At 34.9% G+C, this 14,108-nt stretch carries 17 protein-coding genes; 15 read left to right on the top strand and 2 right to left on the bottom strand.

Going from position 1 to position 14,108, the window contains the following annotated elements; genetic code table 11:
* Positions 1 to 9: 9 nt before the first annotated feature.
* From AC2A1G_RS16475 to AC2A1G_RS16405, 15 genes are all read left to right on the top strand, one after another.
* Positions 10 to 525, top strand: a complete 516-nt coding sequence (locus AC2A1G_RS16475; RefSeq protein ID WP_484047997.1) for a DUF4304 domain-containing protein — start codon at positions 10 to 12, stop codon at positions 523 to 525.
* 67 nt (positions 526 to 592) lie between these two features.
* On the top strand, positions 593 to 1,012 hold the full coding sequence (locus tag AC2A1G_RS16470) for an acyl-CoA thioesterase (protein WP_484047996.1): 420 nt from the start codon (positions 593 to 595) through the stop codon (positions 1,010 to 1,012).
* A gap of 54 nt (positions 1,013 to 1,066) precedes the next feature.
* On the top strand, positions 1,067 to 2,203 hold the full coding sequence (locus tag AC2A1G_RS16465) for a beta-ketoacyl synthase N-terminal-like domain-containing protein (protein WP_484047995.1): 1,137 nt from the start codon (positions 1,067 to 1,069) through the stop codon (positions 2,201 to 2,203).
* A gap of 39 nt (positions 2,204 to 2,242) precedes the next feature.
* Complete coding sequence (locus tag AC2A1G_RS16460; protein WP_484047994.1) at positions 2,243 to 2,485, top strand: hypothetical protein; 243 nt, start codon at positions 2,243 to 2,245, stop codon at positions 2,483 to 2,485.
* Positions 2,482 to 3,021, top strand: a complete 540-nt coding sequence (locus AC2A1G_RS16455; protein ID WP_484047993.1) for a 3-oxoacyl-ACP synthase — start codon at positions 2,482 to 2,484, stop codon at positions 3,019 to 3,021. The genes AC2A1G_RS16460 and AC2A1G_RS16455 overlap by 4 nt, the downstream gene beginning before the upstream one ends.
* An 88-nt stretch (positions 3,022 to 3,109) precedes the next feature.
* On the top strand, positions 3,110 to 3,367 hold the full coding sequence (locus tag AC2A1G_RS16450) for a phosphopantetheine-binding protein (protein WP_034963026.1): 258 nt from the start codon (positions 3,110 to 3,112) through the stop codon (positions 3,365 to 3,367).
* An 83-nt stretch (positions 3,368 to 3,450) separates the two neighbouring features.
* Positions 3,451 to 4,647: a beta-ketoacyl-[acyl-carrier-protein] synthase family protein gene (locus tag AC2A1G_RS16445; RefSeq protein ID WP_484047992.1), complete on the top strand. Its 1,197-nt coding sequence runs from the start codon at positions 3,451 to 3,453 to the stop codon at positions 4,645 to 4,647.
* Entirely contained in the window at positions 4,647 to 5,708 is a 1,062-nt protein-coding gene (locus AC2A1G_RS16440; protein WP_484047991.1) for a beta-ketoacyl synthase N-terminal-like domain-containing protein, read from the top strand. Before AC2A1G_RS16445 ends, AC2A1G_RS16440 begins: the two co-directional genes overlap by 1 nt.
* Positions 5,709 to 5,827: 119 nt before the next feature.
* A complete protein-coding gene (locus tag AC2A1G_RS16435; RefSeq protein WP_484047990.1) occupies positions 5,828 to 6,577 on the top strand; it encodes a polysaccharide deacetylase family protein in 750 nt (249 codons plus the stop codon).
* Positions 6,577 to 7,203 carry a flexirubin biosynthesis/transport protein LolA2 gene (gene lolA2, locus AC2A1G_RS16430; protein WP_484047989.1) on the top strand — a complete coding sequence of 209 codons (627 nt, stop codon included), beginning with the start codon at positions 6,577 to 6,579 and terminating at the stop codon, positions 7,201 to 7,203. Before AC2A1G_RS16435 ends, lolA2 begins: the two co-directional genes overlap by 1 nt.
* A complete protein-coding gene (lolB2, locus tag AC2A1G_RS16425) occupies positions 7,169 to 7,804 on the top strand; it encodes a flexirubin biosynthesis protein LolB2 (RefSeq protein WP_484047988.1) in 636 nt (211 codons plus the stop codon). Before lolA2 ends, lolB2 begins: the two co-directional genes overlap by 35 nt.
* Positions 7,805 to 7,809: 5 nt before the next feature.
* Positions 7,810 to 8,415, top strand: coding sequence for an outer membrane beta-barrel protein (locus tag AC2A1G_RS16420; protein ID WP_484047987.1), 606 nt, complete (start codon positions 7,810 to 7,812; stop codon positions 8,413 to 8,415).
* A 4-nt stretch (positions 8,416 to 8,419) separates the two neighbouring features.
* Positions 8,420 to 8,794 (top strand): ApeI family dehydratase, encoded by a 375-nt coding sequence (locus tag AC2A1G_RS16415; protein WP_484047986.1) that lies wholly within the window; start codon positions 8,420 to 8,422, stop codon positions 8,792 to 8,794.
* A 1-nt stretch (position 8,795) separates the two neighbouring features.
* On the top strand, positions 8,796 to 9,281 hold the full coding sequence (locus tag AC2A1G_RS16410; RefSeq protein ID WP_484047985.1) for a hypothetical protein: 486 nt from the start codon (positions 8,796 to 8,798) through the stop codon (positions 9,279 to 9,281).
* On the top strand, positions 9,282 to 10,454 hold the full coding sequence (locus AC2A1G_RS16405; protein WP_484047984.1) for a DUF2062 domain-containing protein: 1,173 nt from the start codon (positions 9,282 to 9,284) through the stop codon (positions 10,452 to 10,454).
* A gap of 301 nt (positions 10,455 to 10,755) precedes the next feature.
* On the opposite strand, the gene AC2A1G_RS16400 is transcribed toward AC2A1G_RS16405, so the two are convergent.
* Positions 10,756 to 12,405 carry a C45 family autoproteolytic acyltransferase/hydrolase gene (locus AC2A1G_RS16400; protein ID WP_484047983.1) on the bottom strand — a complete coding sequence of 550 codons (1,650 nt, stop codon included), beginning with the start codon at positions 12,403 to 12,405 and terminating at the stop codon, positions 10,756 to 10,758.
* On the bottom strand, positions 12,395 to 13,930 hold the full coding sequence (locus tag AC2A1G_RS16395) for a phytoene desaturase family protein (RefSeq protein ID WP_484047982.1): 1,536 nt from the start codon (positions 13,928 to 13,930) through the stop codon (positions 12,395 to 12,397). The genes AC2A1G_RS16400 and AC2A1G_RS16395 overlap by 11 nt, the downstream gene beginning before the upstream one ends.
* Positions 13,931 to 14,108: the final 178 nt, after the last annotated feature.

Raw genomic sequence — 14,108 nt, 5'->3', positions numbered from 1 at the left:
CGTAGGATTATGACAGCAAAAGATATTCAAACTAACTTCATAAAAACTTATTTAAAACCTACACTTAAAGTAAATGGCTATAACACTAGCGGAACAACTTGGTGGAAAAGTATGAACGAGTTTTTTATTGTGATTAATCTTCAAAATTCACAATTTAACAGTAAGGAAGAACTTAGTTTTTGCTTGAATATTGGCGTTGCGTTGACAGATAAACTAGCAGACAAAGAAAAAAAGAAAGCGACATATTTTGATGTTGTGACACCGCTTCGTGAAGACGCCTATTTACCTGAAGAAAGAAAACAAACTAAAAAAGCCAAAGTTAGTTGGCTTGGCTATAAAATTACAGACTCAACAAATATCACCGAATTTGTTGATGATTTTAAAATTGATTTAGAAGAAAACATTTTAAAGCAACTTGAAAAACTAAAGTCATTACAAGAATGTGTTTTATTTTATGAAAGATTTGATTTCTGGGGCGATAATTTAAAACGACAAATTGCAGAATGTGGATTGAAAATAAATTAACAAAAATGACATTCAATAAAAAAACATTTTTTAACATCCATATCAAATAATAAAAGCCGGTAGAAAAATGCAGTCTAAAAATTTAACCTGTACCGAAGAAATACGCGTCCGTTTCAATGAGACCGACCCGCTGGGAATCGTCTGGCACGGTCATTACATCGTATATTTTGAGGACGGAAGAGAAGCTTTCGGAAGACAGCACGGTTTGACCTATCTCGACATTCAGAAAGCTGGATTTACCACGCCGATTGTAAAAAATACGTGCGAACATTTTCTTCCTTTAAAATATGGAGAAACCTTTAATATCGTAACGACTTTCGTGAATTCTGTTTCAGCGAAACTGATTTATAAATACGAGATTTTCAATCAAAATAATCAATTGGTTTGCAGTGGAGAAACCATTCAGGTTTTTCTGGATTCTGAAAATAATTTATGCCTCTACAATCCCGATTTTTTTCAGGCTTGGAAAGATAAAAACGGCTTGTAGCTATTTGCATTTGGCTTTTAGCTAAAAATGTTTAATCAAACCAATCAGCAATTAATGAACAAAGAAATTTACATTACAGATTACAACTGCGTCACACCTTTGGGTTTTGACGTAGAATCAAACTGGAAAGCACTTCTGGAAGGAAAATCTGGAGTGGCTTTGCATAAAATTATCGATAATCACGAAACTTTTTTTGTTTCTAAAATTGATTCTGAAAAAAAACTGGATGAAGAATTTAATAAACACTTCGACAGTCAGAATTTCACGAGACTTGAAAAGATGTTTTTGTTAAGTCTGAAACCTTTGGTAGAAAGAAATCCAATTTCAGATGAAACGGCTTTTATCTTATCAACAACAAAAGGAAATATCAGTTTATTAAAAAACGAAAACACTGTACCAAATGGCGTTTATCTTTCAAAATTAGCTCAAAAACTGGCTGATTTTTTCGGATTTAAAACCAAACCGATTGTCGTTTCAAACGCCTGCGTTTCCGGAGTGATGGCAATTTCTGTGGCGAAAAATATGATTCAGGCAGGAAAATACAAAGACGCTTTCGTCGTTGCCGGAGACGAGATTTCTGAATTTGTAATTTCAGGTTTCAATTCTTTTCAGGCGATTGCTAACGAACCTTCCAAACCTTATGACAAAAACCGTAATGGAATTAATCTGGGCGAAGCGACCGCAGCAGCTTACATCACTTCTACTCCATCAGCGAACGAAAAATTTAAGTTTAAAGTTTTAGGCGACTCAGCGATTAATGATGCCAATCACATTTCCGGACCATCGAGAACCGGCGACGGACTGTTTGCCAGCGTTCAAAATGCAATGAAAGAGGCGAAAGTTTCAGCAGAACAAATCGATTTTATTTCCGCTCACGGAACGGCAACGCTTTACAACGACGAGATGGAAGCCATCGCTTTCAACCGAATGAATTTGCAAAATGTTCCCCTCAACAGTATGAAAGGTTATTACGGACATTGTCTGGGAGCGTCAGGACTTTTGGAAAGTATTATTTCTATGGAATCTGCTTTGAACAATACTTTAATTCCATCTAAAAACTTTGAAGAAATGGGTGTTTCCCAAGATTTGAATATTATTAAAGAAAATCAACCTGCAGAAATTAAATATATTTTGAAAACCGCTTCTGGTTTTGGTGGTTGTAATGCCGCGGTAGTTTTGGAAAAATGCTAACAATAATTTTGTATTTTTAAACAATTAAAGTTTTAGAAAATGGAATCTATTTTAGATATAAGAAAAAGAATTCACGAGTATATTGACATCGCTGACGAAAGAATCCTACGTATTTTTTCAGGTATCATTGATGCCAAAGAAAAGGAAAATGTTGATCCATCTATTTTAGATTATGTAGATCAGCAGATTGACGAAGAACGACAAAAACAATTAAATGGTGAATCTGATTCTCAATCTTGGGAGGAGGTTAAAGAAAGATTAATGCAGAAGTTTAATCAATGACGAAAACAGAAATCTGCACCATAGAAAATTCAAAAATATCCGTCAACGAACAAATTATTTTTGAATCCAAAACCGAAAATTTCTCAGACTTCGCAAAGGAAGCATATAAAACTTTAGAACTGAATTATCCTAAATTTCATAAAATGGATAACCTCAGCAAACTCGGTTTTCTCGCATCCGAAATGATTCTGAAAAACGACGACCACAGCAAAACAGCGTTGGTTTTTGCCAACAAATCCTCAAGCCTAGACACCGATTTCAAGTATCAGGAAAGCATTAATTCTCAGGAAAATTATTTCCCGAGTCCTGCTGTTTTTGTATACACTCTACCCAACATTTGCGTGGGCGAAATCAGCATTAGACATAAAATGCAGACCGAAAATGCTTTTTTCGTATTGGATGAATTTGATGAAGAATTTTTAAACGCATACGCGGCACAGATTCTGCAATCAGGAAAAGCTGAAAAAGTCTTGTGCGGCTGGGTCGAACTATATCAGGAAAGTTATAAAGCTTTTGTATATTTGCTAACTACGTAATTTAACAATATAACAGTATAACAATGTAACAATACTTCAGTGCCAATTGGTAAACTGATACATTGATACATTGGTAAATTTTTGAAAAATGGAAGATTTAAAATTAGAATTAAAAAACAAAATCATAGAAGTTCTTAATCTTGAGGACGTTGCAGTTGAAGAAATCAAAGATACAGACCCACTTTTCGGTGGCGGTCTTGGTTTGGATTCTATAGACGCGCTGGAATTAATCGTACTTCTAGACAAAGACTACGGAATCAAATTATCTGACCCGAAAAAAGGAAAAGAAATCTTTCAGTCTATCGAAGTGATGGCAAAATACATCGAAGAAAACAGAACAAAATAAAATTAATTTACCAATATAACAATGTAACAGTCTAGCAATAATTGGTAAACTGTTACATTGCTACATTGTTACATTTATAAAAGATGAGTCAAAAAATTGCCATTACAGGGATGGGCATTATTTCCTCCATTGGTAGCAATGTCGAGGAAAATTTTATTTCGTTGACGACCGGTAAACACGGTATTTCAGACATCGGACTGTTTGAAACACGCCACGCCGGAAGCATTAAAACGGGCGAGATAAAATTGTCTAATGAAGAGCTTGTGCAGAAACTTCAGCTGAATGAAGACAACAACGTCACAAGAACCGCTTTGCTGGGGATGGTGGCCGCAAAAGAAGCTGTAGAAAGCGCCGGAATTTCGCATATTAATGAATATAAAACCGGACTCATTTCCTCCACCAGCGTGGGCGGAATGGATATTACCGAAAAATATTTCTACACCTACGAAGATTTTCCTGAAAAGCAAAAATACATTGACGCTCACGATGCCGGAAATTCATCTTTGGCGATTGCAGAATTGTTGGGTCTTAAAGGAATGGTTTCTACCATTAGCACAGCCTGTTCGTCTGCTGCAAACGCGATTATGATGGGTGCAAAACTCATCAAAAACGGCGTTCTTGACCGTGTGATTGTCGGCGGAACAGATTCTCTTTCGAAGTTTACTTTGAATGGTTTTAATACGCTGATGATTCTGACGGATTCTTACAACACACCTTTTGACAACGACAGAAAAGGTCTCAATCTGGGCGAAGCAGCTGCTTTCCTCGTTTTGGAATCTGACGAAGTCGTTAAAAAAGAAAACAAAAAAGTCCTTGCCTACCTTTCAGGTTACGGAAACGCCAACGATGCGCATCATCAAACCGCTTCTTCGGAAAACGGACAAGGAGCATTTTTAGCAATGGAAAAAGCCCTGAAAGTTTCAGGTTTAGATAAAGAAAACATTGATTACATCAACGTTCACGGCACAGCGACCCCGAATAATGATTTATCTGAAGGTATTGCTATGATTCGGATTTTTGGCGAAAATCAGGTGCCGGAATTCAGTTCAACGAAAGCATTTACTGGTCACACTTTAGCTGCGGCGGCAGGAATTGAAGCGGTTTATTCGATTTTGGCGATGCAGAACAATGTGATTTTTCCGAATTTAAATTTCAAAACCAAAATGGAAGAATTCGATTTAACGCCCGTTACCGAACTGAAAGAAAAAAATATCAACCACGTACTTTCCAATTCATTTGGATTTGGCGGAAACTGTTCAACTTTAATTTTTTCTAAATAATGAGTGCAGTTTACATCAACAGTGCCGCCTGCATCTCGGTTCAGGACACTTTAAACGAAAATTTCTCGGATACTTTAAAACCTGAAAATTCAGTTCAGATTTTAAAAGCCATCGAGCCGAATTACAAAGAATTCATTCCGCCAGCGATGAGCCGAAGAATGTCTAAAACCGTAAAAATGAGTTCCGTAGCTTCCACAAAAGCGTTGAAGGAAGCAGGAATTGAAAAACCTGATGCCATCATCGTCGGAACCGGAATGGGTTGTTCTCAGGATTCGGAAAAGTTTCTGAAAAATGTTTTGGAAAACAATGAAGAGTTCTTGACGCCAACATTTTTTATTCAATCCACTCACAACACGGTTTCCGGACAAATCGCTTTGGGATTACAATGTCACGGCTATAATTTCACTTATGTCAACAGTTCATCTTCTTTAGAATTTTCAATGCTGGATGCGAAACTTCAGATTTTGGACGGAGAAGCAGATAATGTTTTGGTGGGTTCAACAGACGAACAAACCGACAGGACAATGGAATTATACAAATTGAATAATTCCATTAAAAAAGAAGAAAATTTACCAGTTGATTATTTAAATTCAACAACAGAAGGCGTGATTTGGGGTGAGGGTTCAAGCTTTTTTGTTTTGGGAAAAGATAGAACGGAAAATTCTTACGCTGAACTGAAAGATATTCAAATTATTAGTTCATTAGAATTAGACGAAACTCAAAAATTCATTGAGGATTTTTTAGCTAAAAATATTTTGAAAAGCGAAGATATTGATGCTGTTATTTTAGGTTTCAGTGGAGATTCAAAATCGGATAATTATTATCAAAAAGCATCAGCATTATTTCAAAATTCGTCGTTGTTATACTATAAACATTTGAGTGGAGAATTCAATACTGCTAGTGGTTTTTCGACATTCATGGCTTGTCATATTCTTAAAAATCAGAAAATTCCTAAAGTGATGATGATTAATGATGTGAAAAGAGATGAAATTAAAAACATCTTGCTTTACAATCATTTGGGAGGCATTGACCATAGTTTGGTTTTGCTAGAGAAAGCTTAGTAGTTGTAAGTGATATTTAAAAAGTAAGTTTGTCATTCCGTAGGAATCTAAACAAAGCCGTTGAGATTCCTACGGAATGACAAACAGACCATTAAAGTTTAAATTCAAAAACAATAAAGATGAAACATTATCCCTTTATTATATTTTATCTTTTCCTTAATGTATTTATTTACGCATTTCAGGGAACAATTTGGGTTTATATTTTCTGTTTCATCCTATTTTCTGTGGTTATAGTTTGGGGTTCTTTTGATATTCAATTAGGATATTTTGTAAAAAGTTTTACACACAAACGAACAAAAATTAAAGAAATCGCTTTGACTTTTGATGACGGACCGACTGAGTTTACGCCTAAATTTTTAGATTTATTAAAAGAAAACAACATCAAAGCCACATTTTTCTGCATCGGAAAACAGATTGAAAAATACCCTGAAACTTTCCAAAGAATAATTGCGGAAGGTCATTCGGTTGGTAATCATACCTATTCACATTCCAACAACACAGGATTTTTATCGAGTTCAAAAATGATTGAGGAAATTGAAAAATGTGATGAAGTGATGTTGAAAATTGGCAGTTTTAAAACCGATTTCTATCGTCCCCCATTCGGTGTAACCAATCCGAATATTGCCAAGGCAATTAAAAAAACTCATAAAAAAAGCATCGGCTGGAACGTTCGTTCATTGGACACAGTGATTCAAGACGAAAAGAAAATTTTCAGGAAAGTGACGAAAGGTTTGAAAAAAGGTAGCATCATTTTGCTTCACGACACTTCGGAAAAAACGCACCAAGTTTTGGTCGAATTATTGTTATTTTTGGAGCGTGAAAAGTATTCAACTTTTACAATAGATTCAATCTTTAAATCAGAAAAATAATGTTTAAAAATATAGCTCTCGGAGCATTTATAGTGATTTCGAGTTTTGTTTTTGCACAAAATACGGCAATGACGAGCGCAGAATCAAAGGCGTTCGTAACCAAAATTTCATCAGAAACCAAAGAAATCAAAACTTTGCAAAGCGATTTCGTTCAGACCAAAAAGATGGATTTTTTAGATAAAAACATTGTCACACAAGGAAGAATGTCTCTGAAATCACCAAATACACTGAGCTGGAAATACACGAAACCTTATCAATACAGCATTATTTTCAAAGACAATAAAATTTTTATTAACGACCAGGGGAAAAAATCTTCTGTGGATGCGAAAAGTAAAACTTTTGAAAAAATCAATAAACTGATTGTGGGCAGCTCAAACGGACAAATGTTTAGTGACCCTGAATTCGTTGTAAGATATTCTAAAAACAACAGCTCTAATATTGCTACCTTTATCCCAAAATCTGCTCAACTTTTAAAATATATTAAGCAAATCGAGTTGCAATTTCCAAAAAACCAAACGACAGTTTCTCAGGTCAATATGACGGAAGCTTCAGGAGATACTACGAATATTGTTTTCAAAAACACAAAAATCAATGCGCCGATTCCTGCTGCTGAGTTTTCTTTATAGTTCGCTTTTTTTACTGCTGATTTCGTGTAAAACGTATCAGCTTAAAGATGTAAAACCGATTTCAAGCAATGAAAAAACGGTTGAAAATCTTTACTTTTCATCAAAAGAAGATTATGTGTATAAATGTCAGATGGATATTTATAAAAATCACATCAGCGGAATTTTAATCATTAAAAAAATCTCTGAAACCACGCACAGAGTGGTAATGACCTCAGATTTTGGGAATAAAATGATTGATTTTGAAATTTCCGAAAATGATTTTAAACTCAATTATGTACTGGCAGATTTAGACAAAAAAATGGTTATTAATTTTCTGAAAAATGATTTTCAGGAATTGCTGAGACAGAAATACACTCTGACAGAGAGATTTGAAAACGATGAGTCAATTATTAACATTACAAAAACCGGAAAGAAAACCTACTATTTATTTTACGGGAAAGAAACTGAAATACTTACGCAAATCGTCTATACCAAAAACAAAAAAGAAAAAATCGATTTTACATTTGAGGCTAAAAAACCTACTTTTGCAGAAACGATTGAAATTAAACATAAAGATTTTAAAATCAATATTAAACTCTTTCAAATAACAGACACTGAATAACTATTATGAAAAAATTATCCCTCATTTTACTTATGCTGATTTCCACTTTTTCATTGGCGCAGGTAACTTTTAACCCCGGAATAAGAGCTGGAGTCAATTTTGCAAAATTCACAGAAACCGACAGAGGACTTTACAATTGGTTTGATGATGACTATAACATGTACAATGACCCTAATGAGAAAGAAGAAACAGCTTTCAGAACTGATTTCTATTTTGGTATTTTTGGAAACATCAGATTTGCAAAGTTTTATGCGCTTCAACCAGAAGTAAATTACTCAAGACAAGGGAGCAAGATTAAGCATGGGAAAGATAGTTTTGAGCCAAAAGTTTCGTACATGTCGCTTCAGCTTGTAAATAAATTTTACTTTGATAAATTCAATGTTCATGTAGGCCCTTCGCTGGATTTTGTTTTAGAAAACCAAGGTTTTGAGCCAACAAATAATGTAGATTTAGGTTTCCTTTTCGGGGCAGGTTTCGATATCACAAAAAATTTCGGAGTTGAAGCAAGAATCAAGAAAGGAATTATAGAAGTTGCATACAGCAGTGACGAAAACAGAACAAATGTCTTGGTACAGGCGGGAGTTTACTACACTTTTAATATGAAAAAATAACAGAATGCAGACGATTCTCACCAACTTTTACACTTTAGAAACTCACGACAAATCAGAAAACGGAAGTTTTAATGCCAAAATTAAATTAAATCAAGATCACAGTATTTTCAAAGGTCATTTCCCAGGAAACCCAGTCACTCCGGGCGTCTGTATGATGCAGATTGTAAAAGAATTAACGGAAGAATTCACTGGTAAAAAGCTGTTTCTAAAATCGGCTTCCAACGTGAAATTTATGGCTATTATCAACCCATTCGAAACACCCGATTTAGATTTAAATTTAATCATTACGGAGAGTGATACTGAATGTAAAGTAAAAAACACCACTTCATTTGGCGAGACTATTGCATTGAAAATGTCTGTTACTTATACCAAGATTTAATATGAAACTACTTTTTTCATTCATAACAGTATTATTTTTATTCTTTCAGAGCGGCGATCTGGATGCTTTGAGAAATGCTTATTCCAAAGCCAATGCATCGAACGATGGTGCAAAAAACTTCATCGAATTAGCAGACAAAAACTCTTCTTCTGATCCACTTATCAAAGGTTATAAAGCTGCGGCAGAAATCCTGGAGGCGAAAATAACAACAGAGAAAAACAAGAGAAAATCTTTCGTAAAATCTGGAGCTACGGAGCTTGAAAGCGTAATAAAATCTAACCCCAACAACGTAGAATTGCGATTGATCAGAATGAGCGTTCAGGAAAACATTCCGAAAATCGTTGGATATTCTAAGAATTTAAAAGAGGACAAAGCTTATATTTTGACCAATTATGCTAAACAAAATGCTGCCCTGAAAGTGTATATCAGAAAATTTGCGATGCAATCTAAAACAATGACCGCAACAGAAAAAAATTCATTGAAATAAATGACACTTTCTGAAGTACAGAATGCGATTGACGAGAGGAAAATCTGCATTTTAATACCAACTTACAACAACGAAAAGACATTACGAAGAGTCATTGATGGTGTTTTGGAGTACACTCAAAACATCATCGTCGTCAACGATGGATCTACAGATGCTACTTCAGAAATTCTAAAAACCTATCCTCAACTTACCATTATTGACTTGCCCGAAAATAAAGGCAAAGGAAACGGACTGAAAATCGGCTTCAGAAAAGCAAAAGAACTCGGTTATGCTCACGCTATCACCATAGATTCAGACGGACAGCATTATCCAAACGACATTCCTGTTTTTGTGAATGCTTTGCTCGAAGAAAACGACGATGTTTTACTGATTGGAAACCGAAATATGTCACAAGACGGCATCCCCAAAAAAAGCAGTTTTGGAAACCGTTTTTCCAACTTCTGGTTCTGGTTCGAGACCGGAATCAAGCTTGAAGACACCCAATCCGGTTATCGCTTATATCCTTTACATAAAATTCCAAAAAAATATTTCACGCCAAAATTTGAGTTTGAAATTGAAATTATCGTAAGAACTGCCTGGAAACACATTCCAGTAAAAAATGTCACCATAAAAGTACTGTACGACCCTGCAGAAAGGGTTTCGCACTTCAGACCGTTCAAAGATTTTACAAGGATCAGCATTTTGAATACCATATTGGTTTTGATTACTTTGCTCTACATCAAACCACGAAATTTCATCATTGATTTTAGAAAAAAAAGTCTTAAAAAATTCATCAAAGAAGATATTTTAGAGAGTGAAGGTTCAAATAGAATCAAAGCATTTTCCATTGCTCTTGGCGTTTTTATAGGATTTTTACCATTTGGAGGTTACCATACTTTGTTGGTAATTTCGCTCTCGGTGGTCTTTAAACTCAACAAAATTCTGGCATTTGTTGCATCAAATGTAAGTTTGCCACCTTTTATTCCCTTTATCATCGTTGCTTCCCTATATCTCGGTTCACCTTTTGTTGCAGGAAATGGCGATATTTTCAATCAGGAATGGAATTTCGATTTAGTCAAAAATAATGTTTTACAGTATGTGATTGGAAGTTTGATTTTGGCGACTTCAATGTCACTTATTTCGGGAGTTGTAACGTTTTTATTTTTGAATAAAGTGAGTCCCGAAGACAACTAAGATGAGAATTTGGGCAGCTGAACTTCGTTCGTAAACTTCGACAAAGCTGTGCTTTTTCTCATTTATGCTTTCCACTCCCAAACCTAACGAAGTGGTTCGACGAAGTCAATCTTTTTTGCTTCACTTTTTTGCTAATTGAAATATACCACAAGCAAAAAAAGATTTCCGTTCAAGTCGGGCTTCGGATTTCTCATCGTTTCAACATTCTGCGCAGCCACGAAGTGGCTGAATATGAATAGTCGCAGGTGAAACCCATGGAAACAACCAATAAAGCAATCGAACCACGAAGTGGTTCAACAAATCAATGCAATTTTTTAACTGTTTTCTTTAAAAATTCCGCAACATTCTCTCTGTCCGGAACCGTTGTAATCTCCTTCGTCAAAGCTTTTTCAAATTCAGTTTTTGCTTTAGAATATTCTTTCTGTTTAAAATAATATTTTCCAGCCTGATAATATGTCCACCAAAAATCCGGGTTTAAGGATTGGTATTGAGTAATAAACTCATCCGATAATACATTTTTCTCATCATCAAATTGAGCACTTTGCTTTTTAAACTCTTCATAATTTCTAAATTCTTCAGAATCTACAAAAGAATCTTTCTGAATATTAAAGTTTGAACTTGATAATTCCTGATTTTCTAATTTATTATCAGAAAAAATTTCATTCAAATCATAACAGACAAATTCCCCCAGCTGATACGGACTTGAAGAAACCCAAACCAATCTTTTTTCTGGCGAAAATATAACCGCATGATGTGCCAAAAGTTGATTGATTGCTTTTTCATTTCCATAACCGATACTTTTATCTTTTAAACCAGACTTATCTCTGAGAATTGAAGCCATTTTCTCGGGATTCAGTTTTGGATTTTCCTGCAATAATTCCTGCAGCTTTTCAAAACGATATTCTGAATGGCTTTCTACAATATGTTTTTGATTTCTTTCATCATCTTTATAAGCATCTGACTGAAAATGATTGGTACAAAAAACTTTGCTCGAATTAGCAACATCAAAGACACCGAAATTTTTCGGTGACACTTCAATGATCACGGCTTTTTTATCATTAGCACTTCCTACCATAATAGATTCTGAAACAAAAACTTTTCTTTTTTTGGCAATTTCAATCGCTTCGTCGATTGTTTTTGCATATTGCAAAACCTCTCTTGTAACCAAAGAAATTGGGGTTTTTGCCGTTAATGGAATTTTAGATTTCCCAGCGTTAATCGTTACTGCAATTCCTTCTTTATTCATCCCCGATACAACTCCAATCATCCCAGGCCAGCTTACCGACATATATGGAATTCCGCTTTCGGGTTCTACAAATTCAACTAGTTTATTTTTAGCGAAATCTTCTCCGACAGAAAAATCAAAATTTCTACCAATTAACAAATCTCCGTCTTCTGTATTTTCATTCCAGACAGCTAGAGAAGTGCAGCCAACCACCATCAAATCCTGCATGGCGTGACCAATATCGTGAGCACCGTGAAGGTACATCGCTCTTCTGAATTTCGGAGCTATAAAATCATATTTATATGATGAATATTGAGATAAACCATATAATTCTGCCTGAAAATCATTTCTTACATTCAGATACATTTTTCGGTTGTACCATTTCAAAAAACCACGTAAAAGAATTTGCTTAAACTTCGACGGAACGAACGTCTCAACTTTTGAAAAGAAAATTTCTTCCTGCTGTTGCATTAAATTTTGAGTCAAAGCACCATTGTTGTAGCCCAACTGCAAAGGGTTTCCTTTGATGTACAATTCCCAAAGTTGCTGCTTATTTTTGGTTAAATAATTCTGGTTAAATAAAAAAGTAGAATCATTTACTTTCTGAACTTTCGGAATTTCCAAAGCATATTGCTTAATTTCCGGAATGTGTTTTACAGACTTCCTCGTTCCGCATGAAAGAAGACTTAAAATATAAAATATATAAACTAAAATTCTATTTTTCATGAGTTTGATTTAAAACATGAGTCAAACGTTCGTCAATTAATTCCTTCCCCAAAATCTCAGCGCAAGTGTTGAATGCACCAATTGTACAGCCCAAAATCCCATGCATATTGACGGATTGTCCTGTCAAAAACAAATTTTCAATTTTCGTTCTTGGCGAAACCATTGTTTTTAAAGGATTTTCTGAGGTTTTAAGGTAACCGTACATACTTCCTTCAGAACTGCCGATGTAATCGCGGTATGACAGAGGCGAGGACGTGTAAATATTTTCTATACAGTCTCTAAGATTCGGGATTTTCTTTTCTAAAGCCTGAATCATTTTTTCAGCTTTTTCAAGTTTAAATTTTTCGTACAGTTCATCTCTTTTTTGTTGATTTGCAATTGTGTTGAACGTATTTTCCCATGTTTTCACTTCGCTAAAATCCATATAGGAAATTGCGGTTAAACTTTCTGCAAATTCGGGATGATGCTTCGAAGGTGTGGAAGACAACATATACGTTTCCGGCCAGTTTTCTTTTTTATATTGAAAAGCTTTCCAAACTAAATCTTTAGATGAAAAATGATAGACGTTATAATTGAAACTGGAAATCGTATCTGGTTTTAAAACCAAATACACACTAAAACATGATGAAACCGGCTCCCAGCTTAATATTCTGTTGAGAAAAGATTTTTTCAGTCGGTTTTCGCCAATCAGTTTTATGGCAAAACGGATTTCGATATTTGAAATGAACTGTCGGGCAAAATATTCTTTACCATCTTTAGTTTTAGCTGACTTTAGTACATTGTTTTCATCAAAATTAAACTCGGTCACTTCAGAATGTTTAAAGACATCTGCTCCGTATTCCCGCAATTTTTTGATGAGCAGTTTTGAAATCTGACTTCCGCCTTTCATGCATTTGTATGCACTTTGAATGTAAGAGTTAACCGTCAAAGCATGAACATAAAACGGTGTATTTTCAGAATCTCCGGCATACAGAAAGTTAGAACCAAGCAAAACCGACTGAAGTTTTTCGTTGGACGTGATAGATTCGATAAACCTTTTGGTATTGAGATGCAGAATTTCTTCGTTGTAATTGTTTTGTGATACCACACTGTACCTCGGAAAGTGATTGCAAATCCTTTGAATTTCTTCGCAGTAATTTTCCAGATTTTCTTTTTCTTCCGGAAAATATACTGAAAGCTGTTTTACAAAATTGTCGTAACCCTGAGCATGTGGATATTCAGTTTCATCATCTCCGAAAGTGATTTTATCATAACCATTCTCATCCATTTTCTGGAGTTGAAGGTCATCGATAATTTCTAAATAAGAGAAAAAAGAATGAAGATTCTGACCAAGTGAAAGTCCGCCTAGATAATGAACTCCGGTGTCGAAAATAAGTTTATCTCTTGAAAATGTCTGGAGATTTCCGCCATACTGGTTGTTTTTTTCGAGCACACAGACTTTTAAGCCTTCTTTGGCTAAAATAAGCGCTGAAACAAGTCCGCCAAGACCGCTGCCGATAACCAATATGTCGTAATTTTTCTTCAAATGCTTATTGGAGTTTTAAGAGGGAAAAGGTACAAAAGTTTATTAATTTGTTTGGTAGAAAAATGCTTATTTAAACGCAAAGACCGCAAAGATTTTTTTTGAAATCTTATTGCATATTTTCGTTCGCAAAGGCGTTTCACTCAAAAAAAGACAGAATATCAATTAAACCTGGTTCTTT

This window comes from Chryseobacterium sp. HNCC26DJ240, assembly GCF_057180485.1.
Note: the sequence above shows the minus strand (reverse complement) of the source record. Positions and strands in the feature narration are given on the sequence as shown.

What these genes read in the sequence shown, in the direction of transcription:
- AC2A1G_RS16450 (WP_034963026.1), top strand. Translation starts at nt 3,110, where the DNA reads ATGGAAGATTTAAAATTAGAATTAAAAAACAAAATCATAGAAGTTCTT.
- AC2A1G_RS16470 (WP_484047996.1), top strand. Translation starts at nt 593, where the DNA reads ATGCAGTCTAAAAATTTAACCTGTACCGAAGAAATACGCGTCCGTTTC.
- lolA2 (WP_484047989.1), top strand. Translation starts at nt 6,577, where the DNA reads ATGTTTAAAAATATAGCTCTCGGAGCATTTATAGTGATTTCGAGTTTT.
- AC2A1G_RS16440 (WP_484047991.1), top strand. Translation starts at nt 4,647, where the DNA reads ATGAGTGCAGTTTACATCAACAGTGCCGCCTGCATCTCGGTTCAGGAC.
- AC2A1G_RS16475 (WP_484047997.1), top strand. Translation starts at nt 10, where the DNA reads ATGACAGCAAAAGATATTCAAACTAACTTCATAAAAACTTATTTAAAA.
- AC2A1G_RS16445 (WP_484047992.1), top strand. Translation starts at nt 3,451, where the DNA reads ATGAGTCAAAAAATTGCCATTACAGGGATGGGCATTATTTCCTCCATT.
- AC2A1G_RS16400 (WP_484047983.1), bottom strand. Translation starts at nt 12,405, where the DNA reads ATGAAAAATAGAATTTTAGTTTATATATTTTATATTTTAAGTCTTCTT.
- AC2A1G_RS16420 (WP_484047987.1), top strand. Translation starts at nt 7,810, where the DNA reads ATGAAAAAATTATCCCTCATTTTACTTATGCTGATTTCCACTTTTTCA.
- AC2A1G_RS16465 (WP_484047995.1), top strand. Translation starts at nt 1,067, where the DNA reads ATGAACAAAGAAATTTACATTACAGATTACAACTGCGTCACACCTTTG.
- AC2A1G_RS16415 (WP_484047986.1), top strand. Translation starts at nt 8,420, where the DNA reads ATGCAGACGATTCTCACCAACTTTTACACTTTAGAAACTCACGACAAA.
- AC2A1G_RS16410 (WP_484047985.1), top strand. Translation starts at nt 8,796, where the DNA reads ATGAAACTACTTTTTTCATTCATAACAGTATTATTTTTATTCTTTCAG.
- lolB2 (WP_484047988.1), top strand. Translation starts at nt 7,169, where the DNA reads ATGCGCCGATTCCTGCTGCTGAGTTTTCTTTATAGTTCGCTTTTTTTA.
- AC2A1G_RS16405 (WP_484047984.1), top strand. Translation starts at nt 9,282, where the DNA reads ATGACACTTTCTGAAGTACAGAATGCGATTGACGAGAGGAAAATCTGC.
- AC2A1G_RS16455 (WP_484047993.1), top strand. Translation starts at nt 2,482, where the DNA reads ATGACGAAAACAGAAATCTGCACCATAGAAAATTCAAAAATATCCGTC.
- AC2A1G_RS16435 (WP_484047990.1), top strand. Translation starts at nt 5,828, where the DNA reads ATGAAACATTATCCCTTTATTATATTTTATCTTTTCCTTAATGTATTT.
- AC2A1G_RS16460 (WP_484047994.1), top strand. Translation starts at nt 2,243, where the DNA reads ATGGAATCTATTTTAGATATAAGAAAAAGAATTCACGAGTATATTGAC.